At 68.7% G+C, this 17,724-nt stretch carries 16 protein-coding genes and 2 tRNA genes; 10 read left to right on the top strand and 8 right to left on the bottom strand.

Features of this window, described 5'->3' with window-relative positions; translation table 11 throughout:
* Nucleotides 1–62 precede the first annotated feature (62 nt).
* On the bottom strand, nt 63–2,666 hold the full coding sequence (gene pepN, locus H7F38_RS20305) for an aminopeptidase N (RefSeq protein WP_187091504.1): 2,604 nt from the start codon (nt 2,664–2,666) through the stop codon (nt 63–65).
* Nucleotides 2,667–2,784: 118 nt separating this feature from the next.
* Between pepN and H7F38_RS20300 the strand changes: the two genes are divergently transcribed.
* The 3 genes from H7F38_RS20300 to H7F38_RS20290 all read left to right on the top strand — a co-directional run bounded on the left by H7F38_RS20300 (nt 2,785) and on the right by H7F38_RS20290 (nt 4,612).
* Nucleotides 2,785–3,456: a DsbA family protein gene (locus H7F38_RS20300; protein WP_187091503.1), complete on the top strand. Its 672-nt coding sequence runs from the start codon at nt 2,785–2,787 to the stop codon at nt 3,454–3,456.
* A gap of 145 nt (nt 3,457–3,601) precedes the next feature.
* Nucleotides 3,602–4,081, top strand: coding sequence for a universal stress protein (locus tag H7F38_RS20295; protein WP_187091502.1), 480 nt, complete (start codon nt 3,602–3,604; stop codon nt 4,079–4,081).
* A 57-nt stretch (nt 4,082–4,138) separates the two neighbouring features.
* A complete protein-coding gene (locus H7F38_RS20290; protein ID WP_187091501.1) occupies nt 4,139–4,612 on the top strand; it encodes a ribose-5-phosphate isomerase in 474 nt (157 codons plus the stop codon).
* Between the two features lie 48 nt (nt 4,613–4,660).
* Here H7F38_RS20290 and H7F38_RS20285 read toward each other — a convergent pair whose 3' ends face one another.
* The 5 genes from H7F38_RS20285 to H7F38_RS20265 all read right to left on the bottom strand — a co-directional run bounded on the left by H7F38_RS20285 (nt 4,661) and on the right by H7F38_RS20265 (nt 9,637).
* The gene (locus tag H7F38_RS20285; protein WP_187091500.1) at nt 4,661–5,302 is read right to left on the bottom strand and encodes a hypothetical protein; all 642 of its coding nucleotides are present in this window, start codon (nt 5,300–5,302) and stop codon (nt 4,661–4,663) included.
* A gap of 100 nt (nt 5,303–5,402) precedes the next feature.
* Nucleotides 5,403–6,734, bottom strand: coding sequence for a GNAT family N-acetyltransferase (locus H7F38_RS20280; RefSeq protein WP_187091499.1), 1,332 nt, complete (start codon nt 6,732–6,734; stop codon nt 5,403–5,405).
* Between the two features lie 58 nt (nt 6,735–6,792).
* The gene (locus H7F38_RS20275) at nt 6,793–8,013 is read right to left on the bottom strand and encodes a pyrophosphate--fructose-6-phosphate 1-phosphotransferase (RefSeq protein WP_187091498.1); all 1,221 of its coding nucleotides are present in this window, start codon (nt 8,011–8,013) and stop codon (nt 6,793–6,795) included.
* A 92-nt stretch (nt 8,014–8,105) separates the two neighbouring features.
* Nucleotides 8,106–9,362 carry a benzoate/H(+) symporter BenE family transporter gene (locus H7F38_RS20270; protein WP_187091497.1) on the bottom strand — a complete coding sequence of 419 codons (1,257 nt, stop codon included), beginning with the start codon at nt 9,360–9,362 and terminating at the stop codon, nt 8,106–8,108.
* 201 nt (nt 9,363–9,563) lie between these two features.
* A tRNA-Gly gene (locus tag H7F38_RS20265) sits at nt 9,564–9,637 on the bottom strand.
* Nucleotides 9,638–9,888: 251 nt separating this feature from the next.
* Between H7F38_RS20265 and H7F38_RS20260 the strand changes: the two genes are divergently transcribed.
* Nucleotides 9,889–9,962: transfer RNA gene (locus tag H7F38_RS20260), tRNA-Pro, on the top strand.
* A gap of 202 nt (nt 9,963–10,164) precedes the next feature.
* Here the strand turns inward: H7F38_RS20260 and H7F38_RS20255 are convergent.
* Nucleotides 10,165–10,812, bottom strand: coding sequence for a dihydrofolate reductase family protein (locus H7F38_RS20255; protein WP_187091496.1), 648 nt, complete (start codon nt 10,810–10,812; stop codon nt 10,165–10,167).
* Between the two features lie 397 nt (nt 10,813–11,209).
* Here H7F38_RS20255 and H7F38_RS20250 point away from each other — a divergent pair, with 397 nt between their 5' ends.
* The 3 genes from H7F38_RS20250 (at nt 11,210) to H7F38_RS20240 (ending at nt 12,994) form a co-directional block, all read left to right on the top strand.
* Nucleotides 11,210–11,470, top strand: a complete 261-nt coding sequence (locus tag H7F38_RS20250) for a sigma factor-like helix-turn-helix DNA-binding protein (RefSeq protein WP_370531270.1) — start codon at nt 11,210–11,212, stop codon at nt 11,468–11,470.
* Nucleotides 11,467–12,072 (top strand): hypothetical protein, encoded by a 606-nt coding sequence (locus H7F38_RS20245; RefSeq protein WP_187091495.1) that lies wholly within the window; start codon nt 11,467–11,469, stop codon nt 12,070–12,072. The genes H7F38_RS20250 and H7F38_RS20245 overlap by 4 nt, the downstream gene beginning before the upstream one ends.
* Before the next feature lie 130 nt (nt 12,073–12,202).
* Nucleotides 12,203–12,994, top strand: coding sequence for a MerR family transcriptional regulator (locus H7F38_RS20240; protein ID WP_222618210.1), 792 nt, complete (start codon nt 12,203–12,205; stop codon nt 12,992–12,994).
* 65 nt (nt 12,995–13,059) lie between these two features.
* On the opposite strand, the gene H7F38_RS20235 is transcribed toward H7F38_RS20240, so the two are convergent.
* A complete protein-coding gene (locus H7F38_RS20235; RefSeq protein WP_222618209.1) occupies nt 13,060–14,157 on the bottom strand; it encodes an aminotransferase class V-fold PLP-dependent enzyme in 1,098 nt (365 codons plus the stop codon).
* 237 nt (nt 14,158–14,394) lie between these two features.
* On the opposite strand from H7F38_RS20235, the gene tig reads away from it, so the two are divergent.
* From tig to H7F38_RS20220, 3 genes are all read left to right on the top strand, one after another.
* Entirely contained in the window at nt 14,395–15,855 is a 1,461-nt protein-coding gene (gene tig / locus H7F38_RS20230; protein ID WP_187091493.1) for a trigger factor, read from the top strand.
* Nucleotides 15,856–16,144: 289 nt separating this feature from the next.
* Entirely contained in the window at nt 16,145–16,732 is a 588-nt protein-coding gene (locus H7F38_RS20225) for an ATP-dependent Clp protease proteolytic subunit (protein ID WP_222618733.1), read from the top strand.
* A gap of 70 nt (nt 16,733–16,802) precedes the next feature.
* On the top strand, nt 16,803–17,468 hold the full coding sequence (locus H7F38_RS20220) for an ATP-dependent Clp protease proteolytic subunit (protein WP_187091492.1): 666 nt from the start codon (nt 16,803–16,805) through the stop codon (nt 17,466–17,468).
* The last annotated feature ends 256 nt before the right edge of the window (nt 17,469–17,724 follow it).

Raw genomic sequence — 17,724 nt, 5'->3', positions numbered from 1 at the left:
AGTCGCACCGGGAAAGACCCCGACAGCTTCTGCTGTCGGGGTCTTCCTGTTCGGTCCGGGTCTCAGCCCTGGTCGAAGGCCCTCGCCCGCAGGGCCCGCTCCGTGCCCGAACGGCCCTCGGAGACCAGTCTGGCCAGCGCGGTGGCGTGATCACCGTCGGCCCAGGCCATCGCGGCGTCGGCCGTCTCCTGGGTCACCGACCAGCGTGGATACAGACCCACCGCGACCTTCTGCGCCACTTCGTTGCTGCGGCGGGTCCACACCTCGTCGACCACCTCGAAATACTCCGCGGCGTACGGGGCCAGCAGATCCCGCTGCGCCGGATGGGAGAAGCCGCTGATGGCCGCGTCCTGCAGCGCGTTGGCCATCCCGTCGTCCTCGATCAGCCGTTCCCAGATCGCAGCCTTGGCGGCCTGGTCCGGCAGCAGCGCCTTCGCCGTCATCGCCCGGCGCACCCCGGACGCGGTCGGGTCGACCTCGGAGGCGGCCTCGATCTCGGCAAGACCGGCCCGGCCGTGCGCGACGAGGGCACTGAGCAGGGTCCAGGACAGGTCCGCGTCGACGGTGAGCCCGGCCAGTGGCGCGGACCCGTCACGCCACCCGCTGATGGTCTCCAGCTGGTCGGTGGACAGCAGGGCCGAGCAGAGCGACTGCACGGCCGCCAGCTGGACGTCGCTGCCCGCCGCGGAGCCGGTGGCCAGGTCCAGGAGTGCGGCGGTGAACGTCGGCCACCCGGTCTGCTCCGCCCAGGTCTGTTCCGCGTAGGTGCCGATCGCGAGTCCGGTCTGGGACAGCACCCGCTGCACGACGCCGATCTGGTCCTCCCCGTGCACCCCGGTCAGCGCGAGCTCGACGAAATCCCTCGCCCGCATCCTGCCGTCCCTCGTCATCTCCCAGACGGCCGACCAGACCAGCGTGCGGGGGAGTGACTCCCGGATGTCGCCGATCCGGGTGATCGCGGTGGACAGCGACTGCGTGTCCAGTGCGAGCTTGCAGTACGTCAGGTCGTCGTCGTTGACAAGGACGAGCGCGCCGTGCCGTGCCCCGACCAGGCCGGGCACGTCGGTGCGCGCCCCGGCCACGTCCAGCTCGACGCGGTGGGTGCGGGCCAGCTTGCCGTTGCCGTCGTCCTCGTAGATCCCGACGGCGAGCCGGTGCGTCCGCAGTTCGCCGGCTCCCGGCGTGGCCCCTCCCTGCACCACCGTGAACGTGCGGTAGGTGCCGTCCGGGGCCACCTCGTACTCCGCGTGCAGCGGGTTGATCCCGGTGGTCTGGAGCCACTGGGTGGTCCAGTCGGAGAGGTCCCGCCCGGACGCCGTGGTCAGATGCACCATCAGGTCCGCCAGGGTGGCGTTCCCGAACGCGAAGGCGCGGAAGTAGTTGCCCAACCCGGTGAGGAACTCGTCGAAACCCACGTAGGCGGCCAGCTGCTTGAGGACGCTGGCGCCCTTCGCGTAGGTGATTCCGTCGAAGTTGACCTCGACCGCGGCCAGGTCCACCATGTCGGCGGCGATCGGGTGGGTCGACGGCAGCTGGTCCTGCACGTAGGCCCAGGACTTCTCCACGTTGGCGAACGTGGTCCACGCGCTGGTGTACTCGGTGGCGGAGCTCTGCGCGACCACCGAGGCCCAGGTGGCGAACGACTCGTTGAGCCACAGGTCGTCCCACCATCGCATGGTGACCAGATCGCCGAACCACATGTGGGCCATCTCGTGCAGGATCGTCTCGCAGCGTCGTTCGTACTGGTAGTGGGTGACCCGGGACCGGAACACGTACTCCTCGCGGAAGGTGACCGCGCCGGCATTCTCCATCGCGCCGGCGTTGAACTCCGGGACGAACAGCTGGTCGTACTTGCCGAACGGGTACCGAACGCCGAAGGCCCGGTGGTAGAAGTCGAAGCCCTGCTTGGTCTCCGTGAAGATCCGGTCGCTGTCGAGGTGCTCGGACAGGGAACCGCGGACGAACAGGCCGAGGTCGATCCCGTCGTGGTGATCGCTTACCACGTGGTACGGACCGGCGACCAGGGCGGTGATGTACGTGCTCATCGGCTCGGTGGTGGCGAAGTGGTGCACGCTCGGTCCCTCCGAGCCGGCCGGCGCGAGGTCGACAGAGGTCGCGACGCCGTTCGAGACGACCTGCCACTGCGCGGGCGCGGTCACCGTGAAGGTGAAGGTGGCTTTCAGGTCCGGCTGGTCGAAACAGGCGAAAAGTCTCTTGGCGTCAGCAGTTTCGAACTGGGAGTAGAGGTAGACGGCGCCGTCGACCGGGTCCACGAAGCGGTGCAGACCCTCTCCGGTGTTGGTGTACGTCCCCGCTGCCTCGATGATCAGATGGTTGTCCTCGGCCAGATCGGCCAGTTCCAGCCCTGCGCCATTGGTCCAGCCGCCCACGTCGAGGGCGCGGCCGTTGAGCGTGGCGGTGAGGACGCCGTCTCCGACGAAGTCGACGAAGGTGGTGGACCCGTCGACTGCGGAGAACGTCACTTCCGAATGCGTCGAGAAGGTCTTCTCGCCGGGCCGGCCCTGGCCGTCCGTCAGGTCGAGGTCGATCTTGTAGGACCTGACCGACAGCAGCGCGGCGCGGGCGGCGGCCTGCGCCCTGGTCAGGTTCGGGGGCTGGGATGGGTGCGGATGGCCGGTTTCGGTAGCGGCGTGAACGAGCGACATGGCCACCATCAGATCAGAAACCGGCACCTGCCCGCTCGGGAACAAGTCGGGTTGCCCATCGGTTGATCGATGTCGGAAGATCGGTTGCATCCAACATGCGCCATCCAGGAGGCTTTCCATGACCGCCACCACCACCGGAGAATCGGCGTCCGTCTCGCCGGCTGCCACTCACCAGGACAACGGCTCCCACAAGGACAAGGCCGGTCTGTGGTTCGACCCGCTGTGCCCCTTCTGCTGGATCACCTCCCGCTGGATCCTGGAGGTACAGCGGGTGAGGGACATCGAGGTCGAATTCCATGTGATGAGCCTCGCAGTGCTCAACGAGGGCCGTGACCTGCCGCCCGAGTACCGCGACACGATGACGAAGGCCTGGGGACCCGTACGGGTGGCCATCGCTGCGGCCCAGTCGCACGGTGACGAGGTGTTGGCGCCCCTCTACACCGCGATGGGTACGCGGATCCACAAGCAGGGCAACAAGGACTTCGCCGTGGTGATCGCGGAGTCGTTGGCCGAGGTCGGTCTGCCGGCCGAACTCGCTGCCGCCGCGGACTCCGACCAGTACGACGAGGCCCTGCGGGCCAGCCACCACGCCGGCATGGACAAGGTAGGCCCGGACGTCGGCACGCCGACGATCCACATCAACGACGTGGCCTTCTTCGGCCCGGTGATCACCAGGATTCCGCGCGGTGAAGAAGCGGGCCGGCTCTGGGACGCGACTGTGACGCTGGCCGGATTCCCGTACTTCTTCGAGATCAAGCGCACCCGGACCGGCGGTCTCGACTTCGAGTAGCGGCGTGACGTGGAGATGGCGCCGTACCGGGTGGAGGTGGTCGAGGTGGTCGAGGTGGTGGAAGTGGTCGAGGTGGTCGAGCGGGAAGTGTCGCTGCGGGCTAGTTTGTAGTCGCCCGCACCTGTGAGGACCGGTGATCTCTGTGATGAAACCGTCCGGCATTCCGTTGCCCCCCGACCTGGGTTGGGGGCCGGTCGTCATCGGGGTGGACAACGCGACCACCTGTGGGCGCCCGCTGCGGGCTGCGGTGTTCCTGTCGCGGGCCCTCGGCCGTCCGATCCTGCTGGTCCACGTCCGACGGAGGTCGATGCCGATGGTGGAGGGCTACGTCCCGATCCCCGAGGAGATGGGCACCAACGACGCCGCCGAGGAGGCGATCGAGCAGGAACTGCGCTCGATGCTGGTGTCCGGCGGGGAACTCGACGGGGTCGAGTGGGAGTTGGTCTCGGTGACCGGCGAGGCGTCGAGCGAGATCATCCGCATCTCGCAGGAGAAGGATGCCGCCTGCGTGGTGGTCGGCAAGCGCCACCGGGGCTTCGCCGAGTTCCTGCACCGGATCGCGTCCGGTTCGGTCTCCCGTGCGGTGGTGGCCACCCAGCAGTTCCCCGTCCTGGTGGTCCCCTGATCGGTCCTCGACCGGCCCACCCGCCCCCCGGCCGGTGGGTGCTGCCAGACTGGCGGCATGCGCGTCTACCTCGGCTCGGACCATGCCGGCTTCGAGTTGAAAACCTTCCTGCTGGAGCATCTGTCGACGGCGGGTCATCAGGTGGTCGACATCGGTCCCCATGCCTACGACGCGCAGGACGACTATCCGCCGTTCTGTCTGGAAACCGGTCGCCGCGTGGTGGCCGACCCCGGCAGTCTCGGCGTCGTCATCGGTGGATCCGGGAACGGCGAGCAGATCGCCGCCAACAAGGTGGCCGGTGTCCGTGCGGCGCTGGCCTGGTCCCTGGAGACCGCGCAGCTGAGCCGCCAGCACAACGACGCCAATGTCCTGTCCCTCGGTGCACGGATGCACGATGCGGTGACGGCCGCCGGCTTCGCCGACATCTTCCTGGCGACGCCGTTCTCGAAGGACGCGCGCCACCAACGCCGGATCGAGATGGTGGCCGGGTACGAAGCCGCCCCTGGACCCCAGGTCCTCCCGACGACCTGAGTCGTCAGGGTGCGCTCCTCCGCGGTCGGCCTGTCGGTGCTGCGGTGCTCAGTCGGCGCGGCCCTGCGGTGGGCGCCGTCCAGCCCGTTTGGCCTCGGTGCCACGGCTCCGGCCCTCCGGTGGGCGCTTCTCGGTCGCTCGCGGATGGGCGGATTTCCCGGCGGTGGCCAATGGCGCCGGCGGCACGTAGTAGCGGCGAACGATGACCAACTCCTGCTCGGCGGCCACCAGATCGGCGTGGGTGGGGGCTGCCACCTCGCGTGCCCGCATCGCGATGTCGGGGGGCAACTGCGTCGTTCGGGTGGAGACCAGCGCACGCAGCGACCGCTCGACGGACGAATCTCCCCGCCGCCGGTCGTCGCGGCTGGGGTGTGGCGGTTGACGGTTGCCCTGCGCGCGAGTCGGTTCGGGTGCTTTTTCGCGTGCTTTCTCAGGCGCGTCCGGGGTGGTGTGCGCGGTCGGTGGTTCTGTGCGGCTGCCGGGCTGACGAGTCGCTCGTTGACGCCGCCGGTGCTGTTGCCCGGTCTGCGAAGCCGGGCCGTGGCCGGTGGGGGACTCGCCGGGGGCGTCCGGCGCCGCGGGAGAGGACGGTCCGGTCGCCGGTGCGGCAGAAGATCCGACGACGGGTTCCGGCGCGGCATCCGGCGGCCCGGCCGGGCGGCCGGCTGCGCGACGGCGGGGCTTCTCCATCAGGCCAGCATGCCGCATGAGGCGGTATCGACTGGTGATCTATGGTCGAAATGCGTCCGATTCGCCCGTTTTAGGTATCCGCTCGATCCAGATGGCGATTTCAGAATCCCTCCGGGGTGGTGGGGCGCAGGGCGGTCCCCATGGCAGCGTCGAGCAGGGAGATGGCTGCAGGGTCCCCGGTGACCCGGCCGGCCGCGGCCAGCCGGGCAATGCGGGTGCCGCCCAGGAACGCCGCTCCGAGGTCGGCCACCCCGGCCACGATCTGGGCGGGTTGCGTCGAGCGCGCCGCCGATCCGCCGGCGAGACCGAGTTCCAGTTGCCAGACGCCGTCGTTCCACGGGCAGAAGCTGTCCACCACCTGGACGACGACGGTCGCGGGCGCCGAGTAGGTACGGAGCCCGATGGCGCGGTCCAGGTCGACCAGCCGGACCCAGATGTGATCCCCGACGTCCGAGACCAGGGCGCGCGGGTTGGTCAGCATCTCCGGGAGCGGTTCGTCCGCCCAGGCCATCGGGTAGCAGACCTTCCGCACCAGCGGGTAGCTCAGGACGTGCTGCCACAGTGACGCTCTGGCCAACGGCGTCGTGGCGCAGAGCTCACCGACCGTGAGCGTGGAGTCGGGTCCTCGGTCGCTCCAGGCCTGGTCGATCCGATAGGTGATGTAGCCGTCGGCGTGCAGTGCGATGCGGCGGGGACCACGGCCCTTCTGGACCGAAGGGTGCTCCGAGAACAGGTTGTTCCAGACGACGTCCTCCCGGTCCAGGTAGCCCACGGTCGCCGACCTGACGCGCTGGTGGATCTCCTTCATCCGGGGCAGGGCCTCCGGCAGGGCGGACTCCGTCACACGCTGCACCGGGAGATCGGGGCGCAGCGCCGTCGGAGCCGGGATCTCCAGGCTGGTCCGCAAAGTGGCCAGGCCGTAGCCGAAACGCCCGTAGATCCCCGCCTCGCTCGCGGTCAGGATGGCGACCGGCTCACCGGCCGAGTCATGCAGTCCGTGCAGCTGGTGCGTCATCACCTCGCGCAGGATCCCGCGTCGTTGGTTGTCGGGGCGCACGGCGACCCAGGTGACCGCCGCCACCGGGGCCGGCCCATGACCGGGGAAGGTCATCGCCCTGGATTGGATTCCCCCGATGCCGACCAGGATGCCGTCCAGCTCCGGGTCCAGAACGCCGGTGAAGCGGGCGGGGTCGTACTGCGGCAGGGTGGTGTTGTCCAGGAAATCGTCGTCGGGGGCATACCCGAAGGCCGCCGCATCGACGGCCTTGGCGGCCGGCCAGTCGGCTGCGGTGAGCGATCGCACGACGAAGCGGCCTGTCCCGGACCGGTCGGGACCCGCGGCGGGCAGGTGCGTGTCATCGCGGGCGCTCGTCACAGGGTTGTCGGTCATCGTCACGTTCTTGTCCGTCATCGTGATGGTGTTGTCGGTCATCGCCACAGACTGCCCCGCCGGAGCCGCATCTGTCGCGCTGATTACCGGAGGCGAACCGTCAGTGGCCGGTAGCGGCGGCGGCCGGCTGGCCGATGCCGTCGAGCAGCTCGCCGAACCACGGCGTCGTCAGGTCGAAGGCCTTGCCGCCCTTGATCCGGGTGAAGTCGATGGCGCTCAACCGATCTCCGGCCTCCTCGTCGTGGCCGATGACGCCCGACTCGCCACGCAGTGCGCAGTCGACCGCGTAGTCCGTCATGGACTTGATGAGTCGCAGGTCCTCGGTGTTCGCCGCAGCGGCACGTGAGTAGTAGCCGGACTTCTGCACCATCACCTTCTCGGCGCCGAGTTTCTCGGCGAACTGCTTCGCGAACCAGGCACCCGGGTTGACGTCATCCAGCCGGACGTGTCCGAAGGGGTCCCGGGGAACGTCGGCACCGGACGCCTCGAGCTGTCCGACGATGGTGTCCAGGCCGGCCCCCTCGGACAGGAAGATGGTGACATTGCCGACGGTGTCCATGATGTGGCGCAGACGGGCGGCCTCGGCCTCGAGATCGAATGCGGCTTCGGGCACGTAGACCGCGTGGACGTCCCATGCCTCCCGGGAGAGTCCGATCTCCGGAAGCCAGGACTGCGTGTCCAGCCACCTGCGGTAGGCCTGGGCCGTCGCGGCGGTCAGCCATCCGCAGTGCCGGCCCATGACCTCGTGCACGATCAGCATCCGGGAGCCGGAATTGTGCTCGCCGATGATGTTCCGGGCGAACTCGGCGCCCTGCTCGGCGGCCGTCCACGCCCCGAGGGACTGCTTGATCGGGATGACGTCGTTGTCGATCGTCTTGGGCAGCCCGACGACCGTCAGCGCGTAGTCGTGCTCGGCCAGGAAAGCGGCGAGATCAGCTGCGGTGGTGTTGGTGTCGTCACCACCGATGGTGTGCAGGACGTCGACCCCGTCGGCGGTCAACCGGTCGGCGGCCACCTTCAACGGGTTCTCGCCCTCGGTGACGAGTCCGCGCTTGATCAGATCCTCGACGTTGGTGAGCTTGACGCGCGAATTGCCGATCGGTGAGCCGCCGAACCGGTGCAGCAGGCCGGCGTTCGCCCTGATCTGTGGGGTGACGGCGAGGTGGTCGCCGGCGAGCAGGCCCTGATAGCCGTGCTTGTAGGCGATGATCTCGACCTCGGGTGCCAGTTCGGTGTAGCGCTCGATGAGCCCGCCGACGGCGGAGGACAGGCAGGGGGCGAAACCCCCGGCCGTGAGGAGCGCGACCTTGCGGACCGTCATCGTTGCACCGTCATTTTTCTGTGGGGCCTTTCCGGGACCGTGAATCTGCAGCGTGCTCGTGTGGTCTGGCCTGTTCTCGGCCCGGGGCCACTTTAGCGGCTCCGCGCCCTGCGGCCCTGGCTCGTGCCGCTGGCGCTCGCGCGGCTGCCGAGAGAGGGGAGACGCAGCACCAGCAGATAGGTCGCGCCGGCCAGCAGTCCCCAGAAGGCGGCGCCGATCCCGGCGAACGCCACCCCGGACGCGGCCACCAGGAAGGTGATCGCGGCGGCCTCCCGGTGGGTGACGTCGGTCAGCGCCGATCCCGCGGCGGAGGCGAAGGTACCGATCAGTGCGAGCCCGGCGATCGCCGCCATGATGCCGGCCGGAGCGGCCACCGCCACGGCTGCCACCAGCGCGGATGCCGGCCCGAGCGCCAGGTAGACGACGCCGCAGGTGACGCCTGCGATCCACCGCCTGGCCGGATCGGGGTGGGCGCTCGGGCCTGCGGCCAACGCGGCCGAGATGGCCGCCAGGTTGACGGCGTGTGCCCCGGCGAAGGCGCCGACGACCGTGGCCCCTCCGGTGTACAGCAGGGGCGGGGCCAGCGGCGGTCGGTAGCCGAACGACCCCAGCACCGCCATCCCGGGGATGTTCTGGCTGGTCATCGTGACCAGGAACAGCGGCAGCGCGATCGCGACGACCGTGGCCGGCGCCCACACCGGCGACACGCCGACCAGCACCGGAGCCAGCCGGGCGCCGGCCAGGTGGGAGAACGAACCGGAGATCCAGATCACCAAGACCGCCACCCCGAGGGCGCCGGGTACCGCCCACCGCCGCGCGACCCGCATCAGCAGCAGCCAGCTCAGCAGCACCGGGGCGATGGCTCCGGGGGAGATGCCGAGGGCCTTGAACGGTTCGATGCAGAGCGTCAGCAGGACTCCGGCCAGCATCGCGTTGGCCAGGGCGGGTGGGATCGCGGAGACGGCCACTCCCAGAGGCCGGATCAGACCGCACAGGGCGATCAGTGCGCCGGCGAGTGCGAAGGCCGTGACGGCCGCGCCGAAACCCCCTGCCGGCACTGATGATCCGGCCAGCAACGCCGCTCCGGGAGTCGACCACGCCATCGTCATCGGGATCTTGAGTCGCCAGGAGAAGATGATGCTGCCCGCCCCCATCGTCAGGCACAGCACCAGCAGTCCGGAGGCGGCCTGGTCGGTATCGGCGCCCACCGCCCGCAGACCCGCCAGCACGACCGCGAAGGAACTGGTGAAGCCGACCACCGCAGTGACGACACCGGCCACCACGGCCTGGCCGATGCCGGCGGGTTCGATCGTGGCCCCGGCGACGGCGGGGCGCTGGAGTTCGGTCATCGGTGGGTCCCGCCTTCTTCCTGGACAGGCCGTCTGTTCGTTCCGGACATCCCGCCCACGTTCCAGACGAAGAACGACGCTGCGGAACGACGGATTTGGATGCGCACCGGTCTCGGGGCAGGACGTGCGCGCGCAGCAGATCCTGACGCCGGGCTCGTCCCGCGTGCGGCACCGATCAGGATCGAAGCGGGCCGGATATTTTGGAGCGGGCGACGGGAATCGAACCCGCGTAATCAGTTTGGAAGACTGAGGCACTACCATTGTGCTACGCCCGCAGGGCACTTCATGATTGCCGTGCTGGGCAATGATAGCCCAACCGCGAGGCTGTTCCGGGTGTCCGCCCGGTGGCGCTGTTCGGCCAGATCGGACATGTCCATGACGATTCGGGCACGACGAGCCTCAGCGCAGCTTGGTAGCGCGCCGCGTCGGTGAACACGGATGTCGCAGGTTCAACGCTCGTCCGGACCGGTTGCACAATCACGCCGGTGAGCTCGGTGACGTCAGGTCCGTTACGATCCGAGGACGACGGGCTGTAGCGCAGCTTGGTAGCGCGCCGCGTTTGGGACGCGGATGTCGCAGGTTCAAATCCTGTCAGCCCGACCCGGAATCGGCCCGTCCTCGCATGTCGGGGGCGGGCCGAGTTTCGTGTCCGGGCCGACAAGGCCTGCGACGCAGTCAGTGTCGTGAGCAGTCGCTCGGGGTTTGCACGGGTCCGCAGAAGATGGGCGGTCTCGGTCATCGCGTCGTGGGCGACGACCTCGCTCGACCCATGAGCCGTTGTCGGGTCGTCATCGGGACGTCCCTATCGCGTGAAGGTGACGTGGGTCGTGCCACTGTCGGCCACTTGGGTCGTCACCTTGTGGATGAGTTCCAGGCCGCGTAGGCCGTCCCACAGCCGAGCGCCTCGGCCGAGCAGGATCGGGGCGATCATCACGTGCAAGTCGTCGACCAGGCCGGCCCGCAAAAAATCGCGTGCGGTGCCGGTCCCACCTCCGACGCGCACGTCCAGGCCGCCCGCAGCCTCGGTCGCCTCCTCGAGCACGCTCTGGATTGTCGCGCTGCGGAAGTGGAACGTCGTTCCGCCGTCCATGGGGATCGAGGGACGGGGTGCGGTGTGGGTGAGGACGTAGACCGGGGTGCCGAACGGCGGCTGGTCACCCCACCAGCCCTTCCAGTCCGGATCATCCGGGAAAGAGTGCAGGCCGAACATCGCCGCGCCCATGATCTCGGCGCCGACGCCCTGGAAGTGCGCGGCTGCGTAGGCGTCGTCGATGCCGGTCGTGCCGGTGCCGCTGGTGTCGCCGAAGACGCGCTCGCGGAACGTGCGGGTCGCGGAGTAAGCCTCTGTGAGGCGCCCCCAGTCCTCACCCATCGGATTCTCCGAGGTCTGGTCGGTCGTCGAGCAGTAGCCGTCCAGCGAGACGAACAGGTCGATGCGAACGCGTGTCATGTCAGGTTTCCTCGGTGTGTTGCGGTTCAGGTGGATGCCCGGCCCGTTGGAGCCGCGCTAGCACGCGGCACGGCTTCGAGGACGTCGTGATACCTAGAACCATCCTTGACCATCGCGGGCGCACTGGGAACAGCCGAGCGACTCACCTCGGGAGCGTGGCCGCGACCGACTGCGGCCGACGCCGCGAACGCGTGGGTTGCCGTGATGCTGCCAGGAGATCTCTGCCGCGCCGGGTGGTGCGGATCGGTCTCGAGCGGCGTTGAGTAGGTGAGATCGTCGTACCGGGCAGGGGGAGGTCCCGGATGTCCACCTACCCGACCCCTCGATCGCCGCGGATGACCGCGCGCAGCTGCGACATCTGCTGGCGGCACTTGCGCCACGACCACGCGCCGCGATCGTGCTGCGCTACTACCTCGGCCATGACACCGAGGAGATCGCAGCCGAACTCGGCATCACGGCCGGGGCGGTGCGGACCGCGATCTCCCGAGGACTGGCCGCGATGCGTCTCGCAGACACCGACGACAACCCCGTCACCGGAACAGCACCGAGCACAGCTGGCCGTGCGGACGAGGTCGCCGCGGCCGCAGCCGGCTCGGCCCGGCTGCCCGCGGTGGTCCACCTGTCCCCGACCCGCGCCCGATCCCAGGAGGACTCATGAACACCGATACCGACCTGCATGCCGAACTCGATGCCCTGGCCGACCTGGCGCCTTCGGACGTTGACGTCCGCCGAGCGTCGGCCGGCCGCATCGACCTGCGGGTACGGCGTCGGCGCACTTCCTCCCTGGTCGCTGCTGCGGCCGCGGTGGTGCTTTTCGCAGGGGGCGCTGGGATCGCCGGGTCGCTGATCTCGAACCGCACGGCCGGACCCGCCGCCCCCACGCCGACCATCAGCGCCGCAGGCACCGAGCGCCCAGGCGCCTGGGCCGGGAGCGCCGCAGCGCAGCACGCTGTCGTCAGGGGGTACCTGGAAGCCGTCGAGGCCCGCGACTGCGCTACCGCAGACCGATACTTCGTGGGCGGTCAGGCCCAGCTCGGCAATGGCGACCTGTGTCATGCCGGCTCGCTGCGTCTGCTGGGCTACCAGACCGTCGGCGTGCCGGCCACGCCGTCGCCGGAGGAGGCGGTGGTGGCGGTGCGGATCACGACCAGCGGCAGCAGCGACGGAACCATACCCAGCGGTGAGACGACTTGGTTCCTCGATCTGCACCGCCAGCCCGACGGCTACTGGCTCATCGCCGGCGGCGGCAGCGGTCCCTGATACTGCCGGCAGAGGATTTACGCCGGGCTGCACCAGTCGGTGATGGGGACTCCGTAGAGGTTCTCAGTGCTGTGCCGCCGGCCGCAGTGACGGTTGACTCTCCCACGGTGTCAGCCGTCAGACTGGCCGAGTGTTGATTTCGGATTTCGCCCGGCTGGGCCAGGTCTCGGTACGGATGCTGCGGCACTACGACCTGATCGGTCTCCTGGTCCCCGATCGGGTTCACGCGGGCAGCGGGTACCGGTCCTACGCGCCGGACCAGTTGCACCTGCTGAATAGGATCGTGGCGCTCAAGGACCTCGGATTCACCCTCGAGCGCGTGCGCCGGCTCCTTGACGACGATCTGGATCCCGCCGAGCTTCGCGGCATGTTGCGTCTGCGCCGAGCCCAGCTGGAGGACGAAGCCCGGACGGTGGACACCCGTCTGAATGCGGTCGAAACCCGTCTGCAGATGATCGAGAAGGAAAACACCATGACAGCCGACTACGTCGTCAAGACCATCCCGGCCGTGCGGCTCGTCGCCTCGAGGGCGACCCTGGAGCCCGATCGGCTGGGTGAGCACATCGGGCCGATGTTCGATGAAGTCGCCACGGCGCTGCGGCACGCCCGTGGGGCGTTGGACACGCCAATAGCCACGTACGCCGAAACCGAGACCGGCATGGACGTCGTTGTCGGCTACGAGAACCCCGGGCCGCCGCCCGACGGAACCGAGATGCTCGATCTGCCCGAGGTGCGGGCAGTCTGCGGAGTGCACCTGGGCGCGATGACCGGCATTCATCCGTCCTGGCAGGATCTTCACCGATGGTTCATCGAGAACGGCTACACCTTTTCTGGCCCGCGCCGCGAGCTCTACGTCCGGGCCGAATCCGACGATCAGACCGACTGGGTTACCGAACTCCAACAACCCGTCACCAAGGCATAGCACCCCTGGCCGGCGCGGCCACGATCCGGCACTGCACCACAGGGCGACTCAGCATGCTCAACCCCTCACCCGCCGGTCGGTCCGGTGATGGCCTGGATGGTCGCGTCGACGTCCGCGAGGGTGTTGTACAGATGAAATGCCAGCCGCAGCCGCCCCGCTCGGACACTGCCGGCGATCCGGGCCGAAGCCAGCCGTTCCATTGCCGCCGGCGAGACGGCAAAGCTGACGATCGCCGAATTCCCCGGCGATAGGTCGACCCCGGCGCGGAACCGATCGGCCAGTTGCAACGCGTGAGCGTGCAGGGCATCGGTGCCGATCCCGGCCAACAGCTTCAGGGCGGCAGCCTGCCCGACCCAGGAATGCCAGGCGGGCGAGAGGTCGAACCGCCTCGCGTCAGGCGCGAGACTCATCGGGCCGTAGATGCTGTCCCACGGCGAATCTCCGGCATACCAGCCGGCCCCGCTCGGGATCAGGTCGTCCTGGAACTCTGGGGAGACGGTGAGAAAGCAGGTGCCGCGCGGGGCGAGCAACCATTTGTAGCCGCCGCAGCAGGTGTAGGCGAATCGGCCGGCGTCCACCGGGAGCCACCCGACCGCCTGAGTGGTGTCCAGCAGCACCTTCGTTCCTGTCGAGGCGCACACAGCCGTCAGCGCGTCCAGGTCGGTGACCCGACCATCCGCCGACTGCACCGCAGACACCGCGACCAGGGCCGTGTTGGCCGTCACGGACGCGGCCAGTTGCTCCAGCGGCACACTGCGCACCGTGATGCTGCGGCTGTGCTGCGCCAGGAATGGGAACACCATGCTGGTGAACTCGCCGGCAACGGTGAGCACCTCGCTGCCCGCAGTCAACGAGGAGGCGACCATGCCGGCGAACACGCTGACCTGGCTGCCCACTGCGACGTCGGAGGGTGGGACGCCGACGAGCCCGGCATAGGCAGTGCGCGCTGCCGACACGGCCACGTCGTAGTCGTGCGGGCTGGCCGTACCGGCTGTCCACGCCCGGGTCGCCTCGCTGAGGGCCCCCAGTGCGCTCCGGGGCGGCAGACCGAGCGAAGCGGTGTTGAGATAGATGACCTCCGGGGCGAACTCGTCGGGGGCCAAGGAGAGCCCCCGTCCGCCGGACGGGTCTGCGGGATTCTTGTGGTCAGGCAATGTCGGCACAGCAACAGCCTGGTCGTCAGGGGGGCGATCGGGAAGAGCCCATCGGTTGGACGGTGCCCGACCGACCCAATGGGCGGTCTCTGCGGCAGGCGGGAAACGCCGGGCTCCGAAGTCGCCTAGAATCGCCTGGTCGAAGAACCTGCACGGTCGGCGTCGTGCCCGTACCGCGGGCCGGCACAGCGATCCGTCACCGGTCCTCATCTCAACCCGCGTCCGTTACCTCAAGGAGTCCTGCACGTGAAGAGCACCGTCGAACATCTGAACCCGACCAGGGTCAAACTCTCCGTCGAGGTTCCGTTCGACGAACTGAAGCCGCACTTCACCAAGGCCTACGGCGCCCTCGCCCGCACGGTGAACATTCCCGGCTTCCGGGCCGGCAAGGTCCCGTCGAAGATTCTCGACGCACGCCTGGGCCGCGGCACCATCCTGTCCGAGGTCGTCAACGACGCCGTTCCGGCCAAGTACGGCGAGGCCGTCGCCGAAGCGAACATCACCCCGCTCGGCCAGCCGGAGATCGAGGTCACCCGCATCGACGACGGCGACACGCTGGCGTTCACCGCCGAGGTCGACATCCGCCCCGAGATCGTGTTGCCTGCCATCGACGAGATCGCCGTGGAGGTCGAGGACGTCGAGGTCACCGAGGCCGACATCGACGAGCAGGTCGAGGCCCTCCGCGACCGGTTCGCGACCGTGACCCCTGTGGAGCGCGCCGCCGCCGACGGCGACTCGGTCGCCATCGACCTCCGCGCCGTCGTCGCGGGCGAGGACCTCCCCGACGCCAGCACCGACGGTCTGACGTACAAGATCGGCACCGGCGACCTCGTCGACGGTCTGGACGACGCGCTGATCGGCCTGTCCGCCGGCGAGACGGCGAACTTCACCACCGGGCTGGTGGCCGGGGAGCACGCGGGCGAGGCCGCCGAGGTCACGGTCACGGTCAACAGCGTCTCCGAGCGCTCACTGCCGGAGATCGACGACGACTTCGCTCAGCTGGCCAGCGAGTTCGACACCGTCGCGGAGATGCGGGCCGACCTGGTCGAGCGCATCCGACGGGTGAAGAACATGACGCAGGGCGGCCAGGCCAGGGACAAGGTGCTGGAGGCGCTGCTCGAGGCCACGGACATCCCGGCCCCAGCCAGCATCGTCACCTCCGAGTACGAGGCCCGCCAGCACGACGCCGTGCACTCCTTCGACCACGACGAGGCCCAGCTCAACGCCTACCTCGAGGGTGAGGGCCAGACCCGCGAGGAGTTCGACGCCGAGACCCGCGAATCCGCCGAAACCGCCGTCCGGACCCAGTTGCTGCTGGACGCCCTCGCGGAGCAGCAGGGCGTCGGTGTCTCGCAGGAGGAGTTCACCGAGCGGATCATCTACAACGCCGAGCGCTTCGGTGTCAGCCCGGACGAGTACTTCAAGCGTCTGCAGGAAGGCAACCAGCTGGGTGCCGTGATCGCCGACGTCCGTCGCGGCAAGGCTCTGGCCAATGCGGTCCAGCTCGCCAAGGTGACGGATGCCTCCGGCAACGTCCTCAACATCGCCGAGCTGTTCGGTGTCGAGGTCGTCGACGAGGAAGAGGAGGCCGCCGCCATCGAGGACGCCCAGGACGAGGCCGCCGGCGTCATCGAAGGCTCGAGCGAAGAGGTCACCGCCCAGGACGGCGCGTCCGAAGAGCCCGAAACCGCAGAGCAAGCGAAGTAGTCCTCTCCCGACCGACCCGCCGGAGCCGGTGCGGTGCCCCAGGTTCACGCCGTCAGCGAACAGCAGACGCAACGGGCATCACGCCGGCTCCTTCGTCGTTACTGTCGGGAGTTGCTACCCGAACCACCCGCCCACCCCTCCGGCAGGCTTTGAAAGCTCTGGTCCGGACTTCTGACAGGAGACGTCAGTGAGCCAACGTCACACCCTCGCGGGCTGCAGTGCCAGCCAGCTCAGGGCTCAGCAGCTCAGGGCCATCGAGAGCGCCGCGCCGGAGATCCTGCCCGCAGTGATGCGCGGAACCCCGGGACTCTCGCTGTCCGACTCCGTCTCGGAGCGGCTGCTCCGCGAGCGCATCATCATCCTGGGCTCCGAGGTGCGCGACACCAACGCGAACGAGATCACCGCGCAGTTGCTGCTCCTGGCCGCCGAGGATCCCGAGAAGGACATCACCCTCTACATCAACTCGCCCGGCGGCAGCGTCACGGCCGGCATGGCGATCTACGACACGATGATGCTGATCGAGCCCGACGTCGCCACCACGGCGATGGGCCTGGCTGCCTCGATGGGTCAGTTCCTGCTGACTGCCGGTGCGCCCGGCAAGCGTGCCGCCCTCCCGCACGCCCGCATTCTGATGCATCAGCCCAGTGCCGGTGTCGGTGGAACCTCGTCCGACATCGCGATCCAGGCCGAGATGCTCAACAAGTCCAAGCTGGAGATGGCCGAGCTGATCGCCCAGCACACCGGCCAGACGCTGGAGCGGATCACGCTGGACTCCGACCGCGACCGTTGGTTCACCGCGCAGGAAGCGCTGGAGTACGGGTTCATCGACAAGGTCGTCGCGCGCGCCGCCGAGGCGCCCGTCAAGCCGGGCAAGTAGTCCCACCGGTTCCGCACGGCTTTTCAGCAGACCCCGAGCCCAGACCAGAGAACAGAGAGAAGTCCACAAGATGAACCGTCCCGGCCACCAGATGCCACTGGGCGTCGCTCACGGCAACGCGCTCAATCTCCCGCAGGCCCGCTACATCCTGCCGTCGTTCACCGAGCGGACCAGCTACGGGATGAAGGAGTCCAACCCGTACAACAAGCTGTTCGAGGAGCGCATCATCTTCCTCGGTGTGCAGATCGACGACGCCTCGGCCAACGACGTGATGGCCCAGCTGCTGACGCTGGAGTCCACCGATCCCGATCGCGAGATCGTCATCTACATCAACTCTCCCGGCGGATCGTTCACGTCGATGACGGCGATCTACGACACCATGCAGTTCGTCCGCCCGCACATCCGGACGGTCTGCCTCGGGCAGGCGGCCTCGGCGGCAGCGGTCATCCTGGCGGCCGGCTCGAAGGGCATGCGGATGGCCCTGCCGAACTCCCGGATCCTGATCCACCAGCCGGCCACCGAGGGTGTCTACGGCCAGGTGTCGGACCTCGAGATCCAGGCCAAGGAGATCCAGCGGATGCGCGTCTCGCTGGAGACGATCCTGTCCCGCCACTCGAACAAGACCCCGGAAGAGGTCAGGATCGACATCGAGCGCGACAAGATCCTCACCGCTGTGGAGGCCAAGGAATACGGCCTGGTCGACGATGTCCTGGAGTACCGCAAGATCGACACCTGATTTCGGGTGGCACGAACGCGCGTGGCCGATACCCTTGGGGGAGTCGGCCACGGGCGCCCGTTCCCGGTGCGGGCCCAGGGTCATCCTGCAGCGCGAATCGATCGGCCACCAGCCGGATTCGTGTCGCGGCCGGTAAACCTCGGCCGGGCGGTGGGGCACCGGGTACGGTCGGCTTGTCAGTTGGACGACGGCACTACGCACGACACCACGGACCACACGGCACCACGGACCACACGGCACCACACCACTAGCGGAA

The sequence above is a fragment of the Nakamurella sp. PAMC28650 genome (genome assembly GCF_014303395.1).
Classification (GTDB): domain Bacteria; phylum Actinomycetota; class Actinomycetes; order Mycobacteriales; family Nakamurellaceae; genus Nakamurella.
Note: the sequence above shows the minus strand (reverse complement) of the source record. Positions and strands in the feature narration are given on the sequence as shown.